Raw genomic sequence first — 23,957 nt, forward strand, 5'->3', positions numbered from 1 at the left:
GCCCTTTCTGCGTTCCCGCACCCTGATCAGGCGGTCAATACCCTGCCGTTACTGCATGGCGGGCGCACCCTCAGCGTGATCCACTCCAGGTCGCCGACGTGGCGGTATCTCCCGCGGCGGATACCGCCATATCGGCGAAACGAAGCCGATCAACGCGCGCAACGGTGCGAGTAGCTCCCGGTGGCACGCCTTTGGCGATCTAGGGAGTCGGCTTCGTTGAGGTCGGTGAAGTCGCCGGCGGTACGCCAACCCGCGCAGCCGGCGCACGTTCGTTCTACCCACAGATTGTGGGCGCGGAGGTGCGATGGCACCTCCGCGCTGAGGCAGTGAGGAACAGACCGGACCAAGGCCGTAAGGCCCTTGGGGCTTAGGAGGGCTTCGGGCCGCAGACGTAGCGGGGCTCCGCGTCGTAGCGCCAGGTGAACTTCTCCCGCTTGACCACTGCCCCACCCTTCTTGATGACCCGGAAGGCGTCCTGGGTGAAACCGTTGATCCCGTTGGTCGCGATGCACGACGGACCGGGCTCCAGGTGGATCAGCTTCGGTGTGGTGATGTTGCGGCGGGGACCGTACTCCGTCTTCACGCTGTCGTAGATCTTCGTGCTCCAGATCGACACGGTGATCGTGCTGGACGTGTACGACGTGTCGATGAGGAGGCCGTACTCGGTGTTGTTGCGGAACTTGAAGTCCAGGTCCGGCCAGAAAATCGTCGACTCGATGACCGCCGGGTACCTGTCGAACCAGTACGAGTGCGGCTTGTGCTCGACGTCCTCCAACCCGGCGTAGTAGGTCGCGTTGAAGAGCGTGGTGGTGAACTGCGAGGTGCCACCGCCGACACCCGGCACCAGTTTGCCGTTGAGGATGACCGGCGCGTCTCGGTAGCCCTGTGCGTAGCCGCGTTCGCCGGTGTGGCCGTTCAGGGAGAACGTCTTCCCGGGTAGGACGACGGTGCCGTCGACGTCCTTGGCGATGGTGGCGATGTTCTGGCTGCGCGAGGAGGCCAAGCCGCCGGTGAACCGGGTGGTGAAGGTGGACACCTGTTCCTTGATGCCCAGGCCGGACAGCTTCTCCGCCGTCAGTTCGGGTTGGGTCGGCTTCAGCTCGCCGGTCACCTCGCGACCGTCCGCCTTCGGTAGCACGGCCAGCAGGTCCTGCCCCAGGGTTGCCGTGTCCAGTTGCTGGCCGGGGCGCCCGTCGGTGACGGTGGGGCGGCCACCGGAGATGCTCATGGTGGCGTCCTTGGTCGGTACCTCGATGGTGTTCAGGTCGTCGCCGAGCGCTGCCCGCAGTCGCTTGACGTCCACCGACGGGGTGAGCTTGCCGGTCTTGTCGGCGGTGAACCGCAGGCTCTTCGCGATGACGGTGGGTGGGACCTTCACCGACCCCTTGGTGGTGCGGAGCGTGACGGGGGCGGCGACCGCTGGCTTCGCCAGCTCGTTGACCAGCCGGTCCAGCTCTTCCGGTGTGGTCGTCGGGTGGGTCTCCACCAGCGGCACCGTGATCGGTGTGCCGGCCAGCCAGCCGGCGCGGACCACCTCGGCGGAGCGTTCCGGAGCCAGGGCCAGCCCGGGCTTGGGCTGCACCACCTTCGGCTTGGTGCCCTGATAGGTGATCGCCGGCATGGTCATGCCCTGGGCCTGGTCGCCGAGGACCTTACGGAGGGCTTCGTCCAACCGGGCAACGTCGACGGTGACCACCGGGTCGACAGTGCGGGAACCGACCAGCCGGCTGACCGGGTGCGCGTCGGCCGCAGCCGCAGCCGCGACGGTCGCCGGCACGTCGACCTCAAGCCCGACGTCGGCCGGGTTGATCTCGGCCGTACGCCCGTCGACGCTGACGGTCAGCGGCTTGGCGTGGTCCGCCGCCCGCCGGGCCAGCTCCGCCCGCAACTCCCGGTCGGCGTCCGCGCGGCTCCGGCCGCCCAGTTCGGCGCCGAGCACGCTGGTACCGCGCGGAACATCTCCGGCGTACGCCCAGGCACCCGCACCTGCCACCGCGGCGAACACACCCCCGGTGACGCCGGCGGCGAGCAACATCCGCATGCGGCGGGGGCGGCGCGGGCCGGCCTCCGGCTCGGAGGGGCCGGGCGCCGTCGAGGTGGCCGGCCCGTCGTCGGGCCAGGTGACCGCGGTGACCTGCACGGTGGGCCGGTCGTCGGCGGGTGGAGTCTTGTCGCCGTACAGCGTCACTGGAACCTCGATCGCCAGGGTGCCGCGGGAGTTTCCCACTCCCGGAGGCACCTACGGTAACGAATGCCCGGCGGTCCTTGGCGGCTACGCCCACCGGACCCAGGTGCGGCGTGTCGTCCGGCGTGTCGCACGAGCCCGGGGGCGCTGCCGGCGGGGGACCGCCGACGTGGCACGGTGGCCTCGTGGACACAGCGGAGCGGGTGTTGGCGTACGGCGGCGGTTGGCTGGACCGGGCGGGCCCGCTGCGCACCGATCCGGCCCGGGTGGAGGCCCTGCTCGCCGAGCCGACCACGGTCGTGCTGCCGATGTGGCGGGACCGCTGTCTCGTCGACGGGGACGGCCCGGTGCGGCTCACCGCGGACCGTGCGTCGCTCGTCCGGTCCGCCGCCGGTGAGACCGTCTTCCTCGGGCTGGACGGGGACGTGGCGGTGTTCGCCGCTGACCTGTCCGCGCTCCCCGAGCGGTCCGCCGCCGAGATGGCTGGTGCGACGCGTGCCGTCGACGTACGGGCGCTGGTCGGGCGGCTCGATGCGGGCGACGCGGCCGTCCAGGCGTACGCCAGGGGGTTGTTGCACTGGCACCGGCAGCAGCGGTTCTGCGGGAGGTGCGGTGCGCCGGCCGTCGCCGGCGGTGGCGGGCACCTGCGGACCTGTACCGGCGGGGAGTGCGGGCGGCTGCTGTTTCCCCGGATCGAACCGGCGATCATCGTGCTGGTCGAGGCACCGGGATCGCCGGGGCGGTGTTTGTTGGCCCGGCACGCGGGCGCGCCAGAGGACGCGTTCTCGACGTTGGCCGGCTTCGTCGAGGTCGGCGAGAGCCTGGAGGACGCGGTCCGTCGGGAGATGGCCGAGGAGGCGGGCGTGACCGTCACCGACGTGACCTACCAGGGGTCGCAGGCGTGGCCGTTCCCCGCCGGCCTGATGGTGGGGTTCCGGGCGACCGCCACGTCCGACGAGGTACGCGTCGACGGCGAGGAGCTGTTGGAGGCGCGTTGGTTCACCCGGGATGAGCTGCGGGAGCGAGTGGAGTCCGGCCGTTCGCTGGGTCGGGTGGACGCGATCGACCACCGTCTCCTGGAGGACTGGTTGGCAGGGGTGTCCTGACCGATCGGCCTGGTTCTACTCGGCAGTAAGTACACCTTTTCAGGTGTGTCGCTGACCCGTACCCTTTGCGCTCATGCCGTCTTCGACCGGTCTGGTGACCGCAGTGAGTTCGCGTGTGGCGTCGCTCCTACCCGACCGGGTCGTCGCGGGAGCGATCCGAGCTGTCTATCCCCGGGTGGAGCCGGAACTCGCGTGCCTCGCGGAGTTCATGCCCGCCGGTGGCACTGCCCTCGACGTGGGCGCCTGGTACGGGCCGTGGACCCAGCGGATGCGCAAGCGGGCCGACCAGGTCGTCGCCATTGAGCCGAACGAGGAACTCGCGCGCAGCATTTCGAGCGCGTTCCCCGATGTGCGGGTGGTGCGTGCGGTGGCGTCGGACCACGAGGGCAGCGCGGAGCTGTTCCTGCCGAAGGCCGGCCCGGCTGTCGGCACGTCGTCCCTCGAACTGGCTGACGGCAGTTCGACGTCGGTCACCGTCCCCCGGGTCACGATCGACGGTCTCGGCCTCCACGACGTGCGGTTCCTGAAGATCGATGTGGAGGGTCACGAGCTGTCGGCGTTGCGCGGAGCGGCCGGGACCATCGACCGGGACGGACCGGTGCTCTTGATCGAGGTCGAGGAGAGGATCCAGCCCATCGCACCGATCTTCGAGCTGCTGGGCGAGTGGGGTTACCGCGGCTACGTGCTGCCGGAGCGCGAATGGGTGCCGCTCGCCGACTTCGATATCCGGGCCAACCAGCGGGGCGCGATAGCGCGGGTCACCCAGAGCCTGGTCCGACGTGTCGTGCTTCCTCGGCCGCGCTACGTCAACTCGGTGTTGTTCAAGCGTGAAGGCAGCTGACCGGGCGGTCAGCCGACGATCTGGTGTTCGACGGAGGTCGTCGACGAGGGCCGGTGCGGCGTGCCCCGCCGGGACGGCGTGCCGACCATCACCAGCGCGGTCACCGCTGCGACGGCGAGAGCGCACCACATGATCCCCTGGAACGTCCGCGGTGCGACGAGCATCGTCAGGACGGCCAGCACACCGGCGGCCACCCAGAGTGGCGCGGAGGGCCACCGAGCGCCAGCCGCGATCTTCGCGTTGACCACAGCGAAGACCAGCGCGTAGAGCGCTCCGGTGGCGGCGAAGAACGGGGCGTACTTGCCCAGTTGCGCGTAGTCCTCGCCGCCGGCCAGGCGGAACGCGAAACCGCCGGCCAGGGCCGAGGCGACGACGAGGACGGCACCGCAGGCGCCGATGATCGCGAGCATTGTGGTACGCAGGCGGCGATCACCGACGGCGAGGCGGGGCAGCGCCAACACCGTGATCACCTGAGGTGCCCAGAGCGCGCCCTTGGTGAGCACAGTGCCGACGGAGTACGCCCCGGAGTCCGCAGGCGACAGGAGTTGGCGGGCGAAGATCAGGTCGGCGTACGACACCACGAGCATCGCCAGCGCGGCGGTCCCGGCGCTCAGGACCTGCCGGACCCGCAGGGCGGTCCCGACGCTCACCGCGTCGCCTGAGGCGGCAGAGGCCGGGCGGGCGATCCAGGCCAGGACCGGCAGGACGAGGTACGCGGTCACCAGGCCGGCGAGGAGGGTGTCCACGACGCCGGCGCCGAGGGCGAGCGTGACGATCATGCCGGCGTACCGGCCGACGGCGAACGCGACCATCGCCCACGCGAGGCGGAGGAACCGCTGCTCGCCCTGTAGCTCACCGAGCCACCGGCCGGCCAGGACGACCGCGAAGGTCGTGGCGGCCACCAGTGCCACGACCGTCACCGACAGCCGGAGGGCGGTCACCATCAGCGGCGTGGCCACGACGACGGCGCCGGCGGCGACCGCGGCCGTGACGACTGTGACGCGCATGGTTGGCGCGCCGGGCTGGCGGGCACGGTGGACGGCGACCGCCATCTGCAGCCCCACGCCCGCCACACCGGCGATCGCGACGAGAGCCAGCACCGTGGCCAGCACGCTCAGTTCCTCGGCTGCAAGGTGCCGGGCACCGACCATGGGAAGCAGGTAGGCCAGGCCGTTCGTCACCATCGCGGCGACCGCCACCGCCGCGCCGGCCGCTCCCAGCCGGCCCGGCCCGGAACCGGTCGTCGTCTCTGTCATCGCGCCTCATGTCGGTTCGCCGGGGGATGGCTGTGCCCTGAGCCTCGCGACCTCGACGCGTCAGCTCATCGACGTCGTCAGGCAAGGTACCCCCGTGCTCGCCCTGTGCCTAGGCCCCGTCTCCGCAAGGACTGCTCGGCCGACAGCGGAGCCCGCCCTCCCGACACAGGCCCTAGAGTGCTGTCCGGAGCCCCGGGGTGCGACGTCGGGAGCGCTTCCCGTCCAGGTTTTGTGGGGGTCCGTGTGCGCCGACCGATACCGGAGTTCGGCACGCCGCTGCGCCGGACTGTCGTCGTACTCCGTCGCTGGTGGCCGGAGATCGTGCTCGGTCTCGGCGTGGTCCTCGCGATCCTCGGCCCGGTGCTTCGCCGGGGTTACCTCCTCCGGTACGACCTGGTGTTCGTGCCGGACCCGCCGTTCGGCGCGACGGTCTGGGGCAGCGGCTCGGAGCTGCCGCGTGCGGTGCCCAGCGAGCTGCTCGCTGTCGGCCTGTCCCAGTTGCTCCCCGCAGATGTGGCGGAGAAGGCGCTCCTGGCCGGCTGCCTCGTGCTGGCCGCGGTGGGTGCCGCCCGGTTGGCTCCCGTCGGTCACCCGTTGGCGCGGGTCGCGGCCGGGCTCGGGTACGTCTGGAATCCGTGGGTGTACGGGCGGCTGCACCTCGGGCAGTGGGCGGTGGCCGCCGGGTACGCCGCGTTGCCCTGGGCGTACGCCTGGGTGCTGGGGGTGCTGCGACGGCGGTCGGACGGCAGCGACCCGGCGGACGGCGCGGGCCCTCGCCGGCGCTCGGCGGTGGCCGGTGGCCTGGCGGTGGTGTTGGGCGGTCCCGCGATGGTGTTGGCGGCGGTGCTGACCTGCGCGCCGGCGTTGGCCCTGGCCCGCCAGTGGCGGGCGGTCGTCGCGGGTGCCGCGATGCTGGTCGGCCTCACCGCTCCGTGGCTGCTGGCGCTCACCGAGCGCGGAGGCGGGATCGATCTCGACGAGCGGGGAGTCGCCGCGTTCGCTGCCCGTGCGGACACGCCACTCGGCGTGCTCGGCAGTGTCGTCACGCTCGGCGGTGTCTGGAGCCGGCACGCCGTGCCGGTCGGCCGTGACCAGTGGCCGGTCGCCCTGCTCGCATTGGTGCTCGCCGGGGCTGCGGTGTGGGGGTTCGCGTTGACGCGTCGTCGGTGGCCTTCGGCAGCCTGGTGGGGGCTGCTCGTCGGTGCCGTGCTGGGCACCCTGATCGCCGCCGTTCCGGCCCTGCCGGCGGGTACGGCGTGGATGACCGCGCTGGTCGAGCATGTTCCGCTGGCCGGGTCTGTGCGGGATGGCACCCGCCTGCTCGCGCCGCTCGCGCTGCTCCAGGCGGTGGGTCTCGGGATGCTGGTGGAGTCGCTGCTCAGGACGGGCGCTCGCGCGTTGACCCCGCTGGTGGCGTTCGCCCCGGTGTTGCTCCTACCCGGTCTGGCCTGGGGTCTCAGCGGTCAACTCGACACGGTGCGATTTCCCTCCGAGTGGGCGGACGTGCGTGCGGTGGTAAACCAGGACCCGGTCGGCGGAAGCCTGGTCTCGCTGCCCTGGTCGTCGTTTCGTGCCTACCGCTGGGGAGGCAACGTGCCCGTGCTCGACCCGGCGGCACGGGCGTTTCGCCGGCCGGTGATCGGGGACCAGGACGTGCTGGTCGGCCGGGACCGGATCAGGGGTGAGAGCCGTGAAGCCGATCGGGTGGCGGCCGTGTTGGCGGCGCCTGGTGATCCCGGCCCGGCCCTCCGTAAGCTCGGTGTGCGATATGTACTCATTCAAACCGATCAACCCCACGCTGCCGAAGTCGAGAACCGTTTCGCGGACGCCGACCTGATCCGGCGCGGCCCAACATTGACGCTGTTCTGTCTGTCTGATGGCGTTTCTTCCCACTCATCAGAGACTGTCGGCATTGCTCCCACGCTGGGGTATTCGGTACTCGGGGTCACCCTGTTGATCACCCTTTCGTACCCCGCAGCACGGCGGCGGTGCATGTTACTGTCCGGTACCTCTTGTCGAAGGGATCGTCAATGAAGGCATCCTTCAATCCCCTCCTGACCGCGGTCGTCGCCGCCGCGGTGGGGGCCGTGCTGGGAATTCTGGCCGTCTCGATCGGGACGTCCACCATCACCAACAGCAACACCAAGCCTGCAAACGTGGAGCAGCCCATCATCGTGTACGGCGAGCGCTGACGGCCCTCCATGGAGGTCCTACCTCCTGACGTGTCGTCAGATGCGGTCGTACTCGACGTCGTGGTGCCGGCCTTCAACGAGGCGGACCGACTGCCGGACACCCTGCTCCTGCTCCGGGCGGCGCTGGCCGGTCTCGGTGTGCCCTGCCGGGTGACAGTGGTCGACAACGCCAGCACTGACGCAACCGCCGAGGTGGTGTCGTCCGCGTTGCCCGGCACGGTCCCCGTCCGGTTGTTGTGGTGTGGCGAGCGAGGAAAGGGGTTCGCGGTGCGGACCGGTGTGCTCGCCAGCGACGCGCGCTACGTCGGCTTCTGCGACGCGGACCTGGCCACCGCGCCGGACAACCTCGGGCAGGTGCTCGGCCTGCTGACCGAGGGCGTCGACGTGGTGGTCGGTTCGCGAGCGCACCCCGAATCGGTGGTCGAGGAGCGGCACAGCCTGCTCCGCCGGTGGGGTGCGGTGGCGTTCCGGGGCGCGGTCCGGCAGGTGGTTCGCAGCGTGGGCGAGACGCAGTGCGGGTTCAAGTTCTTCCGCGGCGATGTCGCACGGCGGGCGTTCGCGCCACTGCGGTGCGGCGGATTCGCCTTCGACGTGGAGGTGCTGGGCCGCGTCGAGCGGGCGGGTGCCCGGCTGGAGGAGATCCCGGTCAACTGGGTGGACGTGCCCGGTTCCCGCTTCTCCCCGGTCCGCCACGGCTGGCAGAGCTTCGTGGACGTCGCGAAGATCCGCTGGCGGCTCCGTCACGCCAATACCGTCTCCACCACGCCGCTGCCGGTCGTCGCCATCCCGGTGGCCCCGGACGTATCCACTGGTGCCGCCACTGTTGGATTGCGGCCGTGAGTGTCGGATCTTCCCCGGTCGCTGCGGCTCCCACCACCGACGTCCCGGTGGTGGGCCGCCGGATCGCCGTGCTCAACTGGAAGGACCCCTGGCATCCCGATGCCGGGGGTGCCGAGGTCTACGCCTGGCAGGTCGCTCGTGATCTGGTGACCGCCGGCGCGCAGGTCACCTTCCTGACCGCACGGCCCAAAGGCCAGCGCGGCGACGAGGTTCGGGACGGCATCCGGATCGTCCGGGTCGGTGGCCGGTGGAGCATCTACCCCCGGGCGCTGGGTTGGTTGTCGCGCCGCCGACGTCAGTTCGACGCCGTGCTGGACTGTCAGAACGGCATCCCGTTCTTCAGCCCGGCGGTTCTGCCGGCGAGCGTGCCGGTGGTCTGCGTGATCCACCATGTGCACGACCGGCAGTTCCGGCTGTACTTCGGGCCGCTGATCGGTCGCTTCGGGGCGTGGCTGGAGGGGCCCGTCGCCCGCCGGGTCTACCGCCGTTGCGTGACCCTCGCGGTCTCACCCTCCACCGCTACTGCCGTACGCGACCGGCTCGGCTGGACCGGCCCGGTGGTCGTGGTGCCGAACGGGGCGGACGCCGACCATCCCCCACGCGGGTCTCGGGACGAGCACCCCCGACTCGTCTGCGTCGGCCGCGTGACCCGGCACAAGCGGGTCGACCTGGTGCTCGACGCTGTCGACCAACTGCGGTCCGAGCGGCCCGACCTGCGCCTCGACATCGTCGGTGGCGGGCCGGACGTGGAGACGATCCGCAGGCAGGTCGACGAGCGTGGGCTGAACGGCGTGGTGACGGTCCACGGTCACCTGCCCTCCGCCGAGCGGGACGCGCTCTTGGCCGCCGCCTGGTTGCACGTCTCCGGCTCGTGGGGCGAGGGTTGGGGCCTCGTGGTGGTGGAGGCCGCCGCCGCCGGGCTGCCCACTGTCGCCTTCGACGTGGACGGTCTGCGCGACGCCGTACGACCTGGTCGGACCGGGTGGTTGGTGAGTGAGGGCGAGCATCCGGCCAGTGATCTCGCCGCTGGGCTGGACCGCGCGCTGGACTCCCTCGCCACCCCGTCCGAGGCGGACCGGATGGCGAATGAATGTCGACAGTGGAGTGACGCGTTCCGCTGGTCGGACACCGGCCGACGGGTCCGCGCGGTCCTCGGGGACCTGCTCGCCCCGCGATCGGTGCCGTGGGCGTCCGAGGACGCGTGTCTCGTGGTCCGGACGCCTGACCCGAACGACCTTCTCGCCCGGGTGGCACCACTGCTGCCCCATACCCGGCACGTCGCGCTCGACCAGCGGAGTCTGTGGATTCTGGTGCCGGGTGCCGATCCGGCGGCGATCCGGCAGGTGCTCCTCGACGTGGGCGTACCCGAGGGCGCCGTGACCGAGTCGAGGGCGAGTCGAGACGAACTCCTCACCGGAGTTCCGGTACGGCAGTGCTGACCGCGTGGTCGACCGCCCGTCGCGCTCCGGGGGTGCCGTCCGCGACGGTGTCCCGGGCGGTGTGGCGCCTGCGTGAGCTGCTGGTCTGCCTTGCGCTGATCGGCCTGTGCGTCACCCAGAGCCCGGGTCTCATCGTGCCCGACACGAAACTGGACATGGCCCTGGACCCGGGCGGGTTCCTCGCCCGCGCCACCCACCTGTGGGTCGTCGACTGGCAGTTCGGAACCCTGCAGAACCAGGCCGTCGGCTACTTCTTCCCGATGGGACCGTTCTTCCTCCTCGGTGAGGCGATCGGTCTCCCGGCCTGGCTCGTCCAGCGGCTATGGATGGCGACACTGCTCTGCGTCGCCCTCACCGGCATGGTCCGCCTGGCCCGTGCCCTGGACCTCGGTGGCCCCTCGTCCCGCCTGGTGGCCGGCGCGGTGTTCGCCCTCTCGCCCCGGGCGTTGACCCTGGTCGGCACCGTCTCGGTGGAACTGCTGCCGTACTGCGTCGCACCGTGGGTGTTGCTGCCGTTGGTCAAGGGAGCTGCGGGCGGCTCGCTGCGGCGGGCAGCAGCGCTCAGCGGCCTGGCGGTGGTCTGCATGGGCGGGGTGAACGGCGCGGCCGTCGCGTGCGCCGTACTCCCGGCCTTCCTCTATCTGGTGACGCGCGCCCCCGGGAAGCGGCGGATCCTCCTGCTGGTGTGCTGGACGGTGGCGATGGTGGCAGCCACCTTCTGGTGGCTCGCACCGTTGCTGCTCCTCCAGCGGTACGGCTTCGCGTTCCTGCCCTTCACCGAGAGCGCCGCGGTGACGACCGGCGTGACCACACTTCCGGAGGCCGTGCGTGGCGCCACCCACTGGGTGGGTCACCTGGCCGTCGACGGTCTGCCCTGGTGGCCCTCGGGGTGGGCCCTCGCCACAGTGCCCTGGATGACCCTGCTCACCGGCCTGGTCGCCTGCATCGGGCTGGCCGGCCTGGCCCGCCGGGACCTGCCCGAGCGGCGGTTCCTCCTCGTCGCGGCGCTGGTCGGGCTGTTGACGCTGACCGCGGGAAACCTGTCGAACGGTGGAGCACCGTTCGCCGCGTCCGTGCGGGAGGCCCTCGACGGCCCGCTGGGCGCGCTCCGCAACCTGCACAAGTTCGACGTCGTCGTCCGTCTGCCGCTGGCCCTGGCCATAGCGCACATGCTGGACACCGTCGGTCTCATCGCTGTCATCCGCCGCTTCTCCCGACCCACGGGCATGGCGCCCCGGCGGGTGGCGCTGGGAGTCACCGCCGCCGCTCTCGTGGCGGTGACCGCCGGCGCGGGCAGCGCGGGCCTCACCGCGGGCGGCGGCTTCCCGGCCCTGCCGGAGCACTGGCGGCAGGCGACCGGTTGGCTCGACCGGCACGCCGGCCCGGGTACAACGCTGCTCGTGCCCGGGTCCAACTTCGCCGAGTACGACTGGGGTCGCTCGTTGGACGAGCCGGTCCAGCCCCTGCTGGACTCGCCGTGGGCGGTACGTTCACTGGTGCCGGGCGGTTCCGCGGGGAACGCGCGGCTGCTCTCCGCCATCGACGAGCGACTCGCCTCGGGTGCGGTCTCCCCGGGCCTGGCCGACGTCCTGGCCCGACTGGGCGTGCGCTACCTGCTCGTCCGCAATGACCTGCGTCAACCCGTCGGCGCCGTCGCCTGGCCGCTCCTGGTGCACCGGACCCTCGACAGCGCACCCGGGTTGTCCAGGGTCGCCGAATTCGGGCCAGGTGTGGGACTGCCGCCGGACCTCCTCGGGGCCTGGGACTACGGGCTGCGTAAGACGTACCCCGCGGTGGAGATCTACCAGGTGGACCGGCCGACCCCTCGGGTCACCCTGGCTGATGCGGCGCAGCCGCTGGACCTGGTCGGTGCGCCGGAGACCCTGCTGGACCTCAGCGACGCCGGTGTCCTCGGCAACCGGCCGGTGATTCTCAACGGCGACGGCCCAGCTGCCCCGGGTGCGGGCACGGTGCTCGCCGACAGCCTTCGCCGCCGGGAGGTCGACTTCGGCCTTGTCCGTGGCAACACCTCGCGGACGTTCACCGTCGACGACCGGCCACGGCAGGTGCGCGCGGTCCACGACGTCCTCGACCCCGCCTGGGACGCGTCGTTCACCTCGGCCGGATACACCGGGATCACCGATGTGCGGGCCTCCTCCAGCGCGGCCGACGTCGCCGGTCCGGCCGGGCTGCGTGACCCGTCCGCCGGGCCGTTCGCGGCCCTGGACGGCGACAGCGGTACGGCCTGGTTGACCGACGGCTCCCGCAAACCGGTGGGCCAGTGGCTGGAGGTCCGGTTCCCGGGGGCGGTCCAGGTCGGTTTCGTGGACCTACAGGTGGTCGACGACGAGGTGATCGCCGCACCGGTCACGCGGGTCGAGGTCAGCACGGCCAGCGGTACCTCCGTGCATCAGATGACCGACGCCGGGCGAGCCCCGCAGCGGTTGGCGATTCCGGCGGGGCGTACCACCTGGATCCGCGTCACCGTCGACGGCGTCTCCGGCATGGACGTGCCGGCTCGGCGTGCGGGTATCCGGGACCTTCGGGTGCCGGGGGTGAGCCCTGAGCGTTACCTGCGGCTGCCGGCACTGCCCGAGACCAGCGGCGCGGCGGAGGTCGTCGCACTGGCCCGGAGGGCAGTCGATCGATCGGCCTGCGCCGCCGCCGACGACCACTACCTCTGCGCGCCCGACCTGATCCGGCAGAGCGAGGAGACCGGCCTGGCGCCTCGTCGCTTCGATCTGCCGAGCGCGTCCTCCGCCAGCCTCACCGGCCTGGCCCGGCCGACGCCGACCACCGCTCTCTCCGTGTACGACGAGATGGTGGGCGGTGAGACCTTCACGACGTCCAGCGCCTGGTTCGCCGACCCGGTCGCCTCGTCGCGAGCGTTGGGCGACGGCGACGACGGTACGAGTTGGTTGGCGGACCCGTACGACGCCCAGCCGACAGTGACACTGCGCTGGGCCAAGGCCCGGAAGGTCAGTTGGGTGCGGTTGCGGTTCGGGGCGAACCTGGTCGCGGCACCGCCGAGGACACTGCGGATCACCGGCGACGACGGCATCCGGGAGGTGACCATCGACCCGGACGGAGTGGCGCGCTTCCCGGCCCTGCGCACGAGCAAGCTCTTCATCGCGGTGACCTCGACGGTGCCGCGCAACAGTCGATCGACAGCGTTCTTCGAGCTGCAGGCCCTTCCGGTCGGTCTGAGCGGCATCGACGTGGAGGGGGTGGCCGAGGCCAACCAACCCCGAGGCGTCGACCGCGCCGTGACGTTGCCCTGTGGCGCCGGGCCGACGGTCGTCGTGAACGGCACACCGGTGCCGACGACAGTGTCCGGCACCCTGCGCGACATTCGGGACCTGCGGCCACTGCGGTACCGCGCGTGCACGGTCGAGCCGGCGACCAAGGCGAAGGCCAAGGCGAAGCCGAAGGTGGACGCCGACCAGGTCGCGCTGCGGGCTGGTCAGAACGAGATCTCCGCCCCGGCGGACCGGTTCGTCGTCGACAGCGTGATCCTCGGCGGTACGACAGCGGCGCGAATGGCCGACGAACCGGCCCGCCAGACGGTGACAGTGCTCTCCTGGACCGACGAGCACCGCTCGGTCGAGATCGGTCCCGGTGGCAGCAGCTACCTGGTCGTACCGGAGAACGCCAATCCCGGCTGGCGTGCCACGCTCGATGGTGTCCGGCTCGAACCGACCCGCGTCGACGGGTGGAAACAGGCCTGGCTCGTGCCGGCCGGTGCCGCAGGCCGGGTCGACCTCGTCTTCACACCGGGCCGGCAGTACGACATCATCCTGCGGGTCGCCGGCGGTCTCCTGCTGCTGTTGGTCGTCGCGGCCCTGCTGCCCGCACGCCGCCACCGACCGTCCTACCCGGTGGTGCCGACCACCCTGGCGACCGCGCCGCTGCTCGCGATCGGCGTACCGGCGCTGTTGGGCGGTCTGCTCGGCTTCGGCTGTGCGCTCCTGGTCGTGCTGCTGCACCGGCGTCGGATGCCCACGCCGGAGTGGATCTGGGTGCCTGCCGCCGTGGGTCTCGCGATCTACGGTTCCGAGCGGTGGTGGTTGTGGCGGGTCGGCCCGGAACCGGTGGCGGAACTACTCGGCGTGCTCCCGACGGCCCTGCTCCTCCTGGCTGTCGCCGCCCTCGTGCTGCGGTCCCGGCGGGTTCGCGGAAAGTACGAGTCGCGGCGCGAGGGCCGGCTGTTCGGCTGGGCCCGACGTGACAGCCGGCGACGCCGGCGTTTCCAGGGGGACGACGGACGAAGCGCCGGCCCGGCGGTTGTTGGCCCGCCTCTCCAGGAGTCTCCGCAGCTGCTGCGTCGGCCGCTCGATGAGGTAGTAACTGGCGGCCGCGACCGGGATGGTCAGGGCCAGGGTCACCGTCAGGAGCACCCAGAACGAGCTTTGCGTCCGGGTGAAGCCGAGCAGCCGGAAGCACACCTCGAGGGCGAGGATGTGCCAGAGGAAGATGCCGTAGGAGATCCGGCCGAGGAATCTGACCAGCGGCTGGAGCAGGAGAGCGCGGGGCACCCCGCCGGATCCCCGCCCGACGAGCGGCGCGATCACGCACCACGTGATGAGCAGGAACAGCAGGTGCTCGCTGATCGACTCGACCGGAGTGGCGGATTCCAGGCCACGCGGCCCGGCGATCGGCGTGCTGGCGATCCAGAGCAGCACGCCGGCGATCAGCCACGACGTCCCGGGAGCGAACGTGACGACGCGCAGTCCGTGCGGCGTGCCGGACCACAGGTCCTTCTCGCCGCGGTCGGACCCGTCCGACCCCAGATGCGGGAGGAACGGAGAGGAAGTGGTGCTGGGAGGCCAGGAGGCGAGAACGGCCAACACGATCCCGATCCCAAACCAGTCCAGGAAGGCGGGCAGCCAGAGCCACGACATCTGAGGTAGAGGCGAGTCGGGCCCGTGTGCGTACACGTTCCACACGAGACCGGCCAGGACGAGTGCGACGCCGAGCGCCAGCTGGCGTCGGGCGCGCGCCAGCGGGGTTCGGCCGCCCATCCATCGGCCGAGCGCCGCGATCAACGGCAGCGCCAGGTAGAAGACCGCCTCGGTGGCGAGGCTCCAGGTCTGCTCCACTCCGACCGGCAGCCGCAATGGTTCATATATGTGTACGAGCAGGAGGGGTATTGCCCAGTCCCAGAGTGACCTGAGGTAATCGATGTTGAGCCAGGTCAGTGCGACAACCGCCACTGCCCAGTAGCCGGGCAGAATGCGCAGTGCGCGATGCCAGAGGTATGTGCGTACTGGCGGTTTCGGCTGCGCCTGAATTGCTGCGCGCGCGAATGGCCGGTAGAGGAGGAAGCCCGACAGGGCAAAGAAGATCGCCACTCCCACGTCCATCCTGGCGAGCACTCCACCAGCAAGTCCGGACGAGTAGGTGAGTCCGCTGAGGAACGACACGTGGTGAAGGAGAACCGCGAACACCGCTACGGCCCGAAGGCCTTCCAAGGCGGGCAGGAAGTCATCCGTACGACCACTATTCGGCTCGGCCGGACGGCTCGCCCCGCTGTTCGGGGCTGCTTTTGCAGGTCGGCTCACAGGTCCTCGACATCCCATTTGTTATGACAGCCGGACGGCCGCATCCGGCCGTGTTCCGCACGGCTCGGAAGGCCGCGTCGGACCATATCTGAAATCGGTCTCGTCATGTACTGTCAGCCGACTAGTCGACCAATACAAGGGGAGGAGTTACATGCGATCTACGTCGGGTGCCATCTTGGTGGGGGTGGGCACGTTCCTGATCGTCGGGGCCGTGGCGACGCCGCTGGTCGTCGCGCCCGCTCTCGTCAAGGTGCCCCTGGACCAGAGTTCGGTGACGGTCTCCACGGCCCAGAACGCGACCGTCCTTGATTTTGGCACGCTGTCGGAGCGTAGCGGGGTCAACCTGACCGCCCATCGAGCCGTCCGAGGCGATGTCAAGGACGGAAACGCTGACCGGGCGGTCTTCAACGTCGGTGTCCGGGTGATCGACGACGCCGACAAGGAGATCACGCTCAGTACGGACCGGGTGGCCCTCGACCGGCGCACGGCGATGGCCGTCGCCTGCTGCGCCGAGGACATCAACGGCGCGCCCTTCAAGCACGAGGGTCTGACGTACACCTTCCCGTTCGGGACGGAGAAGAAGACCTACCAGTACTTCGACAACACCGCTCGCAAGGCATACCCCGCCAAGTACGTGAGCACGGAGAAGCTGCAGGGGTTGACCGTCTACAAGTTCGAGATGACTGTCGAGCCGATCCAGATCAGCGAGATCAAGGTCCCGGGCAGCCTGCTGGGCTCTACCGAGCAGGTCGTCAACGCAGGCCGCTACTACGCCAACACCCGCACCTTGTGGGTGGAGCCGGACAGCGGCGTGATCGTCAAGGGCCAGGAGAAGCAGTTGCAGACGCTCCGCGACGGGACCGGCGCGGACAAGATCAAGATTATCGACGCTGACCTCGCCTTCACCGAGGACACCCAGAAGCAGCAGGCCAAGGCTGCCAAGGACGCGCGTGGTCAGATCAACCTGCTGACCACAGTGGTGCCTGTCATCCTCGGTCTGCTCGGCCTCGCCCTGGTGCTGATCGGCGTGTACCTCGTCGTCCGTGCGGGTCGCCGCAGGCCCGAGGCGGCGCTGGTGGAGACCGACGACCGGCCGACGACCGACCTGCCGTCGCAGCGGTCCCCGGAGCCGGCCGCGGAGTCCCCGGAGCCGGCCGGCGGACGCCACGCCGCGGAGCGCACCGAGCCGTAAGGCAAGCACCCCCACCTCACCGCCGACCTGACCGGGCCGGCCGACCCAGTCGGGTCGGCCGGCCCGGTTGTCTTCACTGCCGCCGCGCCGCAGCCGAAATCCAGCACCCGCCAGCAACCGCCCACCACGGCCCTGCTCGCGACGGGTGGGACGGCGGCCGCTTTACATTCGTTACCTTATTGTAATTGGTCAATGTCCCGTCACGCTCCGTGTCGACAACCCCTGATCTCGCGCGGAATCGGGTGGGATTGCCCGCCTTCAGGGACGGCCGCCCCCACTCGCTGTGCTCCCGCACTGCCGCTGGGTCACCGCTCTGTTACTGATCGGTAATCGGGGGGTTGTGAGCTGCGCCGCACTGGGTGCACCATCAAGCCCGATGGTTACCAGCCGGTAACAGATGACGGGAGGGGTGGGCCGCCACTTCGGGACCGGCCACCCCGCACGCATCCAGCCCGAGGAGGAACCCGTGCAGGATCGCTTGAAGAGTCAGGGTCGTACCCGGTGGCGGCGGTTCGCCGCCATGATGGTGCCCGCCACGGCCGCCGCCGGCGCCATCCTGTTCGGAATGTCGACCGGCGCGATCGCGTCCGACATCACGGTCTCCGGGCAGACGTTCAAGATCGGCGCCGATCGCCTGGAGGGCGACGGCTTCAAGCAGTACGGCGGCATCGTCCGGGAGAAGGGCAAGGACGGGAAGGCCGGTCAGGTCCACCCGATCGCGCTGTCCGAGATCAGCAGCGCCGAGCTGTACAGCCTCTGCCAGTCAGTCCGCGCCGACCTGCCGGGCCTACCGGTGGTGCTCACCATCAACGCCGGTGAGGGCAAGGAACCCGCCCGCGCCAAGGACCTGCTGATCGCGATGGACTCGCTGGACGGCAACGCGACCTTCACCAACATCAAGATCGGTCGGGACGCCACGGACCTGAACCCGACGGCGCAGGCCGGCTCGTTCGGCCAGAACTCCGACCACGTCACCATCACCAACCTGAAGCAGGTGTCCCGCTACACCACGGCGGCCACGTTCAACCTGGTCGGCCTCCGACTGAAGGTCAACGTGGGCGACGACGCCAAGGGCAAGGAGTGCTTCTGAGATGAGTCGTGGCCCGCGGCGCTCAGCACCGCGGGCCCGGCCCGTGTCCCCGTCCCCGCTCGGCCAGGAGGAGTACGTGACAACCGCGAATCCGTCCCACGCCCGGCCCGGCGGTCCGGCTCAGGCGTGGCGGCTCTTCCGCCGCTGGCAGCGCAGCCGACCGTTCTGGGGTGGTCTGCTCACCGCCCTGGCCGGGCTGGAGATGTTCGCCTCCACCCGGATGACAGTCAACGGTCTGAGCTTCCACAGCGGGGCCAGCGGTCTGCTCTCGCTGTTGATCCCGGTCATCCTGGTGACCTGCGGCCTGCTGCTCTGGTTCACCCCGGCGCAGCGGCTGTTCTACTCCGTCGTCGCCGCGGTGACCGCCGTCTACTCGCTGATCGGGCTCAACCTCGGCGGTTTCTTCGTCGGTCTGTTGCTCGGCATCGTCGGCAGTGCGCTCGCCTTCGCGTGGACGCCGGTCCAGCCGGCTGCGTCCGACCCGGCGCCGCCCGTGCCCGACGTCGACGACGTGTCGACCCACCCGACGCCGCCCGCAACCGACGCGCCCACTCACCCGGCGGCGTCCGCGTCCGACCCGGCCGACGCGTCGACCCAGGAGCAGCCGTCAGCCGGTCAGCCTGATCCGAAGGCCTTCGGTGTCGCCCTCGTGGTGCTCGGCCTCGCCGCTGCCGGCCTGGCCCTCCAGCCTGGAGCGGTGCAGGCCGCGCCGAACCGTCCCGGCACGACCACGTGCCCGACGCCGTCCCGGGCGGTCACGCCGTCGCCCAGCCGTACCACCGCGACGCCGACGCCCACGCCGAGCCCGACCCGGCGTGGCAACCTGATCACCGACATCCTGGACGGGATCGGTGACCTGCTCCCCGGCGGACGCGCCAAGGAGACCCCGACGCCGTCGGCGAGCCCGACCGTATCGCCGAGCGGCACACCCACCACGCCTCCCGGGCCGGTCACCTGCCCGCCGTCGCCCCCGGGCACCCCGGGCAGGCCGGCGACACCCGCCAAGCCGGACACTGTGCAGCCGGGGAAACCGCTGCCGCGCATCGCCGCCGACCCCAGCCTGCCGACGGTGGCGCAGACACCGTCCAAGCTCACCGGGTCGTCGGTGCGGATGACCGGCCTGCGGTTCGACGGGATCACCGACCTGCACACGGTCAAGGGCGACCTCAAGGTGCTGAAGTTCAGCATGCGGGAGGCGGTGACCGACGACTTCCTGCTCCGCGCCGACGGCCCGGCCGGGCGCAACCAGCTGTACGCGACCGACCGGCTGACCGTCAGCGGGGACGTCGCCTTCTACGCCACGCGGTTCGTCGGCCGGTTGCTCGGCATCAAGATCACGCTGACGCCGGACCTGCCGCTCCCGGATGGCCTGCCGATCACGTCGCCCATTCCGATCACGTTCACCGACCCGGTCATCGACCTGGCATACGTCACCAGCAACACGTTGACCGCCCGGCCGGCCTTGGCGCTCAGCCTCGGCTGAACGCGCGGCTGCGCACGGCGGCGGACTCGTCGTACCGCCGGCGCGCGCAGCCGCACCCCGATCAGAGCCGGGCCAGCGCCCGGCGCAGCGGGTCGAGACCCAGCGCACCCAGGTCCAACGCCTGCCGGTGGAACTCCCGCAGGTCGAAATCCGCGCCCTTGCGGGCCTTGGCGTCCTCGCGGGCCTGGAGCCAGATCCGCTCACCCACCTTGTACGACGGCGCCTGCCCCGGCCAGCCCAGGTAGCGGTTCAGCTCGAAGCGCAGGTTCTCGTCCGGCACCCGGCAGTGCGCCCGCATGAACTCCCAGCCCAGCTCGGGCGTCCACCGCTCACCGGGGTGGAAGCCGAACGGGTTGTCCTTCGGGATCTCCAGCTCCAGGTGCATGCCGATGTCGACGATCACCCGCGCCGCGCGCATCGCCTGGCCGTCGAGCATGCCCAACTTGTCGCCCGGGTCCTCCAGGTAACCCAGCTCGTCCATCAGCCGCTCCGAGTAGAGCGCCCAACCCTCGCCGTGCCCGGAGACCCAGCAGAGCAACCGCTGCCAGCGGTTGAGCAGGTCGGCCCGGACGGCGGTCTGCGCCACCTGAAGGTGGTGACCCGGCACGCCCTCGTGGTAGACGGTGGTCACCTCCCGCCAGGTGGAGAAGTCACTGATGCCCTGCGGCACCGCCCACCACATCCGGCCCGGACGGGAGAAGTCCTCACTCGGGCCGGTGTAGTAGATGGCGCCGTCGCTGGTCGGGGCGAGGCAGCACTCGATGCGGCGCACCTGCTCCGGAATGTCGAAGTGCGTGCCGTGCAACTCGGCGATGGCCTTGTCGGCCAGCTCCTGCATCCAGTCCCGGAACGCCTCCTTGCCGCGGATCGTCCGGTCCGGGTCGGCGTCCAGTTTGGCCACCGCCTCGTCGACGCTGGCACCGGAGCCGACGATTCGCCCGGCAACGGTCCGCATCTCCGCTTCCAGGCGGGCCAGCTCCGCGAAACCCCAGGCGTACGTCTCGTCCAGGTCGACCTTGGCACCGAGGAAGTACTGCGAGGCCAGCTCGTAGCGCTCCCGGCCGGCGGCCTGCTTGTCCCGCCCGTGCGGGGCGATCTCATTACGCAGGAACTGGCCGAACTCGGCGGTCGCCGCGGTCGCCGCCGCCGCGCCCCGACGCAGGTCCGCGCCGAGTGCGCCGTCCGCGCCCAGTCGCTCGACCAGCCCGTGGAAGAAGTTGTCCCCGGTCGGGTCCACCCAGATGTCGCACTGCTTGGCCACCTCGACCAACTGCACCTTCGAGCTGACCTCGCCGGCGGCGAGCGCCTCACGCAGCGTGGTCTTGTAGCCCTCCAGAGCGCCGGCGAAGCCGTTGAGCCGGGCGGCGATGTTGGCCTGTTCGTCGCTGGTCGCCGTCGGCATCAGGTCGAACACCATGCGGATCTCGTGCAGCCCGCTGGTGATGACGCTGACCTCGCTGGTCACCTCACCAGCGTCGTAGCGGGCCAGGTCCAGGCCGAGCCGTTCCTGCATGGCCTCCTTGGCGGTGCGTTCCAACTCGGTCGCCGGCTCGGTCACCTCCAACTCGGCGAGCGTCCGGCGGGTGAGGTCCGCGCGCGCCCGGTAACCCTCGGGCGAGAGGTCGTCGAGCTTGTCGTCATGGCCGGCGATGCCGACGAAGGTCGCGCCGGTAGGGCTCAGGGGGGCCCATTCGGCTACGTATCGGTTGGCGATTTCATCGATTCGTCCCACGCTGCGACCCTACGTGACCAACCCACCCCCGTGTCGATGACGTTTGCCGTGTCCAAGCTGCGGGTTTCGCACGCTGAGACGTCCGAAAAGGGGTGCGAAACTGTCGTACGGTTAGGGCAGAGTGTCAGGGGTGACCACCGATACCACTCCTGACAAGGCACCGCTGAGCGCCTGGCTGCCGGGCTTCCTCGCCCTCGCCGCGATCTGGGGCTCCAGCTTCCTCTTCATCAAGATCGGGGTGGCCGAGCTACACCCGGTCCAACTCACTCTCTACCGGGTCGTCGCCGGCGCGTTGACCCTGCTGGTCGTCCTCGCCGTGCTGCGCGACCGGCTGCCCCGCGAGCCCCGCGTCTGGGCGCACCTGGCAGTCGTGGCGGCGTTCGGTGTGGCAGTGCCGTTCACCCTGTTCGGCTACGGCGAGCAGCGGGTCGAGTCGATGCTGGCCGGCATCTGGAACGCCACCACGCCGCTGATCGTGCTGCCACTGGCGGTGCTGGTCTTCCGCACCGAGCGGCTGACCGTACGCCGTGCCGTCGGGCTCGGGCTGGGCTTCGTCGGAGTGCTGGTGGTGCTCGGGGTCTGGGAGGGCATCGGCGGGGCGCACTTCACCGGGCAGCTGATGTGCTTCGGCGCGGCCGCCTGCTACGGGGTCGCGATTCCGTACCAGAAGCGGTTCGTCGCCGGCAGTTCACACTCCGGCCTCTCGCTCTCTGCCGCGCAGCTGCTGCTCGCCGCCGGGCAGTTGGCCATCGTCACCCCGTTCGTCGCGGGCCTGCCGCCGCTGCCCACCGAGTTGTCGCTGGGAGTGGTGGCCAGCGTGGTGACCCTCGGCGCGCTCGGCACCGGGCTCGCCTTCGTGATCAACATGCGCAACATCCGGGTGGCGGGCGCGAGCACCGCCTCCACTGTCACCTACCTGATCCCGATCTTCGCGGTGCTGATCGGTGCCGTGGCGCTCGGCGAGCGACTCAACTGGCACCAACCGGTCGGCGCGCTCATCGTGCTGCTCGGGGTCGCGGTCTCGCAGGGCGTTCTCGGCCGCCGCCGGACCAACCCGGTGGTGGGCGTCGGGGCTCCCGCCGCACCCGCCGCCGAACCGGTCCGTTGATCGACCCGCGTTCATCGACGTCGGGGTGTCCGTCGGACCAGGACGCCCCGACTCTCCGAGGCCAGAGTCGATCAACTGTGGGTCCACGCCACCAGTTGCTCGGCTGACCAGGTGTTGACGACCCGGTCGGCGGGGACGCCGCAGAGCGCGGCCCGCTCGCAGCCGAACCGCTGCCAGTCGAGCTGGCCGGGTGCGTGCGCGTCCGTGTTGATGGCGAACCGGCAGTCGGCCTCCAGGGCGCGGCGGATCAGCCGCTTCGGCGGGTCCTGCCGTTCCGGCCGGGAGTTGATCTCCACTGCGGTGTCGTGTTCCGCGCAGGCGGCGAAGACCGCGTCCGGGTCGAAGTCGCTCTCCGCCCGGGTCCGGGCGCGGTGCCCCCGGTCACCGGGGCCGGTCACGCCGGCCGGGCGGGACGACACCATCCGGCCGGTGACGTGACCGAGGATGTCCAGGTGCGGGTTGGCTACCGCCGTCACCATCCGCCGGGTCATCTTCGACCGTTCGTCCTTCAGGCCGCTGTGCACCGACCCGACCACCACGTCCAGGCGCGCCAGCAGATCGTCGTCCTGGTCCAGCGAGCCGTCGGCGAGGATGTCCACCTCGATGCCGGTGAGGATCCGGAACCCCTCGGGCAGTGCCGCGTTGACCTGCGCCACGTAGTCGAGCTGCCGGCGCAGCCGCTCCGCGGTCAGGCCCCGGGCCACCGTCAGTCGGGGCGAGTGGTCGGTCAACACCACGTACTCGTGACCCAACTCCACAGCGGCCAACGCCATCTCCTCGATCGGAGAACCGCCGTCGGACCAGTCCGAGTGGGTGTGGCAGTCGCCCCGTAGGGCGGCGCGGAGCGCCGTCGCCTCGGCGTCCAGGTCGCTGCCCTCGGTAGCCACCAACCGGCGCAGGTAGACCGGCTCCTCACCGGCCAGCGACTCCGCCACGCAGCGGGCCGTCACGTCACCGACCCCAGCCAACTCGGTGAGCGTGCCGTTGCCGGCCCGGGCGGCCACCTCGGCTGCCGGCAAACCGGCCAACGCCTTCGCCGCCGACCGGAACGCGCGGACCCGGTAGGTGGCCTCGTTCGCCCGTTCCAACAGGAACGCGATCCGGCGCAGGTCGGCGATCGGATCTCTCGCGCCGGCCATGTCAGGGAGCCTTCGGGCAGCCGTGTTCGCGCTGCCACGCGGTGACCTCGGCAGCCGGTTCCCGATTGCCGCCGCGCCGCCACGAATCCAGGTAACGCGCCGGCCAGAGCACCCCGCGCCGGATCCACCAGCCGTCCTTGCCGGTGCACGGCGGCGAGATGCCGAAGTGCACATGGCACACGTTGTTGGCGTTGCCGGTGCGCCCGACCTTGCCGAGCTGCTGCCCGGCACGGACCCGCGTCCCGGCGTCGATGCCGCTGGTCACGACGCTCAGGTGCGAGCCGTAGTAGCGGACCCCGTCGTCGCCGAGCAGGGAGACCGACAGGCCACCGTTCTCCGGACCCTGCGGCCCACGCTTGGTGTACCTGTCGACCCGACTCACCTCGAGCACCGTCCCGTCGGTCACCGCGACGAACGGCTCACCGCAGTCGGCGAAGAGGTCCGTGGCCGGGTACGCCCCGTGCGTCGGGTGGTAGTCGACGTTGCCGGCGCGTACCGGGAAGACATGCCGCAGCCCGGCGCGCGGTGCCGCCGTCGACGGCCGGGCCGACGACGGCGTCGGGGTCGGTGTCGGGCGGTTGGCCGTCGGTGACGGCGCCGCCGGTTGCTCGGCGGTCGCCCAGACCGCCGGCGGCGTCGGCGCGGCACCGTCGGCGGGCGCCCCCGGCCGGGTGGTCGCGCAGCCGGCGGCCAGCACCGGGGCGAGCAGCAGCAGGATCGGGTACGCCGGACGCACGCGGCGGTCGATCGTCGGCGACGGCATCCGGTCATCCTGGCAGAGCCGGTACCGTGG

Annotated in this window: 16 protein-coding genes and 1 pseudogene; 11 read left to right on the forward strand and 6 right to left on the reverse strand. The window is 70.9% G+C overall.

Annotation, left to right across the window (positions count from 1 at the left end):
• Window positions 1–367: 367 nt before the first annotated feature.
• A complete protein-coding gene (locus tag ACWCO3_RS05595; RefSeq protein WP_450008682.1) occupies window positions 368–2,188 on the reverse strand; it encodes a VanW family protein in 1,821 nt (606 codons plus the stop codon).
• A 182-nt stretch (window positions 2,189–2,370) separates the two neighbouring features.
• Between ACWCO3_RS05595 and nudC the strand changes: the two genes are divergently transcribed.
• Together nudC and ACWCO3_RS05605 are read left to right on the forward strand one after the other, a co-directional pair.
• Window positions 2,371–3,291 (forward strand): NAD(+) diphosphatase, encoded by a 921-nt coding sequence (nudC, locus tag ACWCO3_RS05600; RefSeq protein WP_358168166.1) that lies wholly within the window; start codon window positions 2,371–2,373, stop codon window positions 3,289–3,291.
• A gap of 73 nt (window positions 3,292–3,364) precedes the next feature.
• Window positions 3,365–4,132 (forward strand): FkbM family methyltransferase, encoded by a 768-nt coding sequence (locus ACWCO3_RS05605; RefSeq protein ID WP_208744908.1) that lies wholly within the window; start codon window positions 3,365–3,367, stop codon window positions 4,130–4,132.
• 8 nt (window positions 4,133–4,140) lie between these two features.
• Here ACWCO3_RS05605 and ACWCO3_RS05610 read toward each other — a convergent pair whose 3' ends face one another.
• Window positions 4,141–5,388 carry a lipopolysaccharide biosynthesis protein gene (locus ACWCO3_RS05610; RefSeq protein WP_450008658.1) on the reverse strand — a complete coding sequence of 416 codons (1,248 nt, stop codon included), beginning with the start codon at window positions 5,386–5,388 and terminating at the stop codon, window positions 4,141–4,143.
• A gap of 243 nt (window positions 5,389–5,631) precedes the next feature.
• Between ACWCO3_RS05610 and ACWCO3_RS05615 the strand changes: the two genes are divergently transcribed.
• From ACWCO3_RS05615 to ACWCO3_RS05635, 5 genes and pseudogenes are all read left to right on the forward strand, one after another.
• On the forward strand, window positions 5,632–7,422 hold the full coding sequence (locus tag ACWCO3_RS05615) for a hypothetical protein (protein WP_450008660.1): 1,791 nt from the start codon (window positions 5,632–5,634) through the stop codon (window positions 7,420–7,422).
• A complete protein-coding gene (locus ACWCO3_RS05620; RefSeq protein ID WP_157742438.1) occupies window positions 7,419–7,580 on the forward strand; it encodes a hypothetical protein in 162 nt (53 codons plus the stop codon). The genes ACWCO3_RS05615 and ACWCO3_RS05620 overlap by 4 nt, the downstream gene beginning before the upstream one ends.
• A gap of 30 nt (window positions 7,581–7,610) precedes the next feature.
• Complete coding sequence (locus tag ACWCO3_RS05625) at window positions 7,611–8,420, forward strand: glycosyltransferase (RefSeq protein ID WP_167524747.1); 810 nt, start codon at window positions 7,611–7,613, stop codon at window positions 8,418–8,420.
• Window positions 8,417–9,859, forward strand: a complete 1,443-nt coding sequence (locus tag ACWCO3_RS05630) for a glycosyltransferase family 4 protein (protein ID WP_358168163.1) — start codon at window positions 8,417–8,419, stop codon at window positions 9,857–9,859. The genes ACWCO3_RS05625 and ACWCO3_RS05630 overlap by 4 nt, the downstream gene beginning before the upstream one ends.
• Window positions 9,860–9,918: 59 nt before the next feature.
• Window positions 9,919–13,080 (forward strand): annotated as a pseudogene (locus ACWCO3_RS05635) (DUF3367 domain-containing protein); the annotation flags it as partial.
• An 879-nt stretch (window positions 13,081–13,959) separates the two neighbouring features.
• Here the strand turns inward: ACWCO3_RS05635 and ACWCO3_RS05640 are convergent.
• On the reverse strand, window positions 13,960–15,438 hold the full coding sequence (locus tag ACWCO3_RS05640) for an acyltransferase family protein (RefSeq protein WP_145785407.1): 1,479 nt from the start codon (window positions 15,436–15,438) through the stop codon (window positions 13,960–13,962).
• 133 nt (window positions 15,439–15,571) lie between these two features.
• On the opposite strand from ACWCO3_RS05640, the gene ACWCO3_RS05645 reads away from it, so the two are divergent.
• The 3 genes from ACWCO3_RS05645 (at window position 15,572) to ACWCO3_RS05655 (ending at window position 19,185) form a co-directional block, all read left to right on the forward strand.
• The gene (locus ACWCO3_RS05645; RefSeq protein ID WP_357935246.1) at window positions 15,572–16,612 is read left to right on the forward strand and encodes a DUF3068 domain-containing protein; all 1,041 of its coding nucleotides are present in this window, start codon (window positions 15,572–15,574) and stop codon (window positions 16,610–16,612) included.
• A 466-nt stretch (window positions 16,613–17,078) separates the two neighbouring features.
• On the forward strand, window positions 17,079–17,702 hold the full coding sequence (locus ACWCO3_RS05650; protein ID WP_145778503.1) for a DUF6230 family protein: 624 nt from the start codon (window positions 17,079–17,081) through the stop codon (window positions 17,700–17,702).
• A gap of 76 nt (window positions 17,703–17,778) precedes the next feature.
• Window positions 17,779–19,185 carry a DUF6114 domain-containing protein gene (locus ACWCO3_RS05655; RefSeq protein WP_450008664.1) on the forward strand — a complete coding sequence of 469 codons (1,407 nt, stop codon included), beginning with the start codon at window positions 17,779–17,781 and terminating at the stop codon, window positions 19,183–19,185.
• A 61-nt stretch (window positions 19,186–19,246) separates the two neighbouring features.
• Here ACWCO3_RS05655 and ACWCO3_RS05660 read toward each other — a convergent pair whose 3' ends face one another.
• The gene (locus ACWCO3_RS05660; protein ID WP_145778505.1) at window positions 19,247–20,917 is read right to left on the reverse strand and encodes a DUF885 domain-containing protein; all 1,671 of its coding nucleotides are present in this window, start codon (window positions 20,915–20,917) and stop codon (window positions 19,247–19,249) included.
• A gap of 130 nt (window positions 20,918–21,047) precedes the next feature.
• Between ACWCO3_RS05660 and ACWCO3_RS05665 the strand changes: the two genes are divergently transcribed.
• A complete protein-coding gene (locus tag ACWCO3_RS05665; protein WP_435821726.1) occupies window positions 21,048–22,025 on the forward strand; it encodes an EamA family transporter in 978 nt (325 codons plus the stop codon).
• A gap of 71 nt (window positions 22,026–22,096) precedes the next feature.
• Here the strand turns inward: ACWCO3_RS05665 and ACWCO3_RS05670 are convergent, their stop codons facing one another.
• On the reverse strand, window positions 22,097–23,164 hold the full coding sequence (locus ACWCO3_RS05670; protein WP_450008667.1) for a PHP domain-containing protein: 1,068 nt from the start codon (window positions 23,162–23,164) through the stop codon (window positions 22,097–22,099).
• Between the two features lies 1 nt (window position 23,165).
• Window positions 23,166–23,927, reverse strand: coding sequence for a M23 family metallopeptidase (locus tag ACWCO3_RS05675; RefSeq protein WP_450008669.1), 762 nt, complete (start codon window positions 23,925–23,927; stop codon window positions 23,166–23,168).
• Window positions 23,928–23,957: the final 30 nt, after the last annotated feature.

The organism is Micromonospora sp. NPDC002411 (assembly GCF_053592955.1).

Excerpts from the sequence above, each read along its gene's own strand:
- ACWCO3_RS05640 (WP_145785407.1), bottom strand. The coding sequence starts at position 15,438 with ATGGGATGTCGAGGACCTGTGAGCCGACCTGCAAAAGCAGCCCCGAAC.
- ACWCO3_RS05605 (WP_208744908.1), top strand. The coding sequence starts at position 3,365 with ATGCCGTCTTCGACCGGTCTGGTGACCGCAGTGAGTTCGCGTGTGGCG.
- ACWCO3_RS05670 (WP_450008667.1), bottom strand. The coding sequence starts at position 23,164 with ATGGCCGGCGCGAGAGATCCGATCGCCGACCTGCGCCGGATCGCGTTC.
- ACWCO3_RS05610 (WP_450008658.1), bottom strand. The coding sequence starts at position 5,388 with ATGACAGAGACGACGACCGGTTCCGGGCCGGGCCGGCTGGGAGCGGCC.
- ACWCO3_RS05675 (WP_450008669.1), bottom strand. The coding sequence starts at position 23,927 with ATGCCGTCGCCGACGATCGACCGCCGCGTGCGTCCGGCGTACCCGATC.
- ACWCO3_RS05620 (WP_157742438.1), top strand. The coding sequence starts at position 7,419 with ATGAAGGCATCCTTCAATCCCCTCCTGACCGCGGTCGTCGCCGCCGCG.
- ACWCO3_RS05645 (WP_357935246.1), top strand. The coding sequence starts at position 15,572 with ATGCGATCTACGTCGGGTGCCATCTTGGTGGGGGTGGGCACGTTCCTG.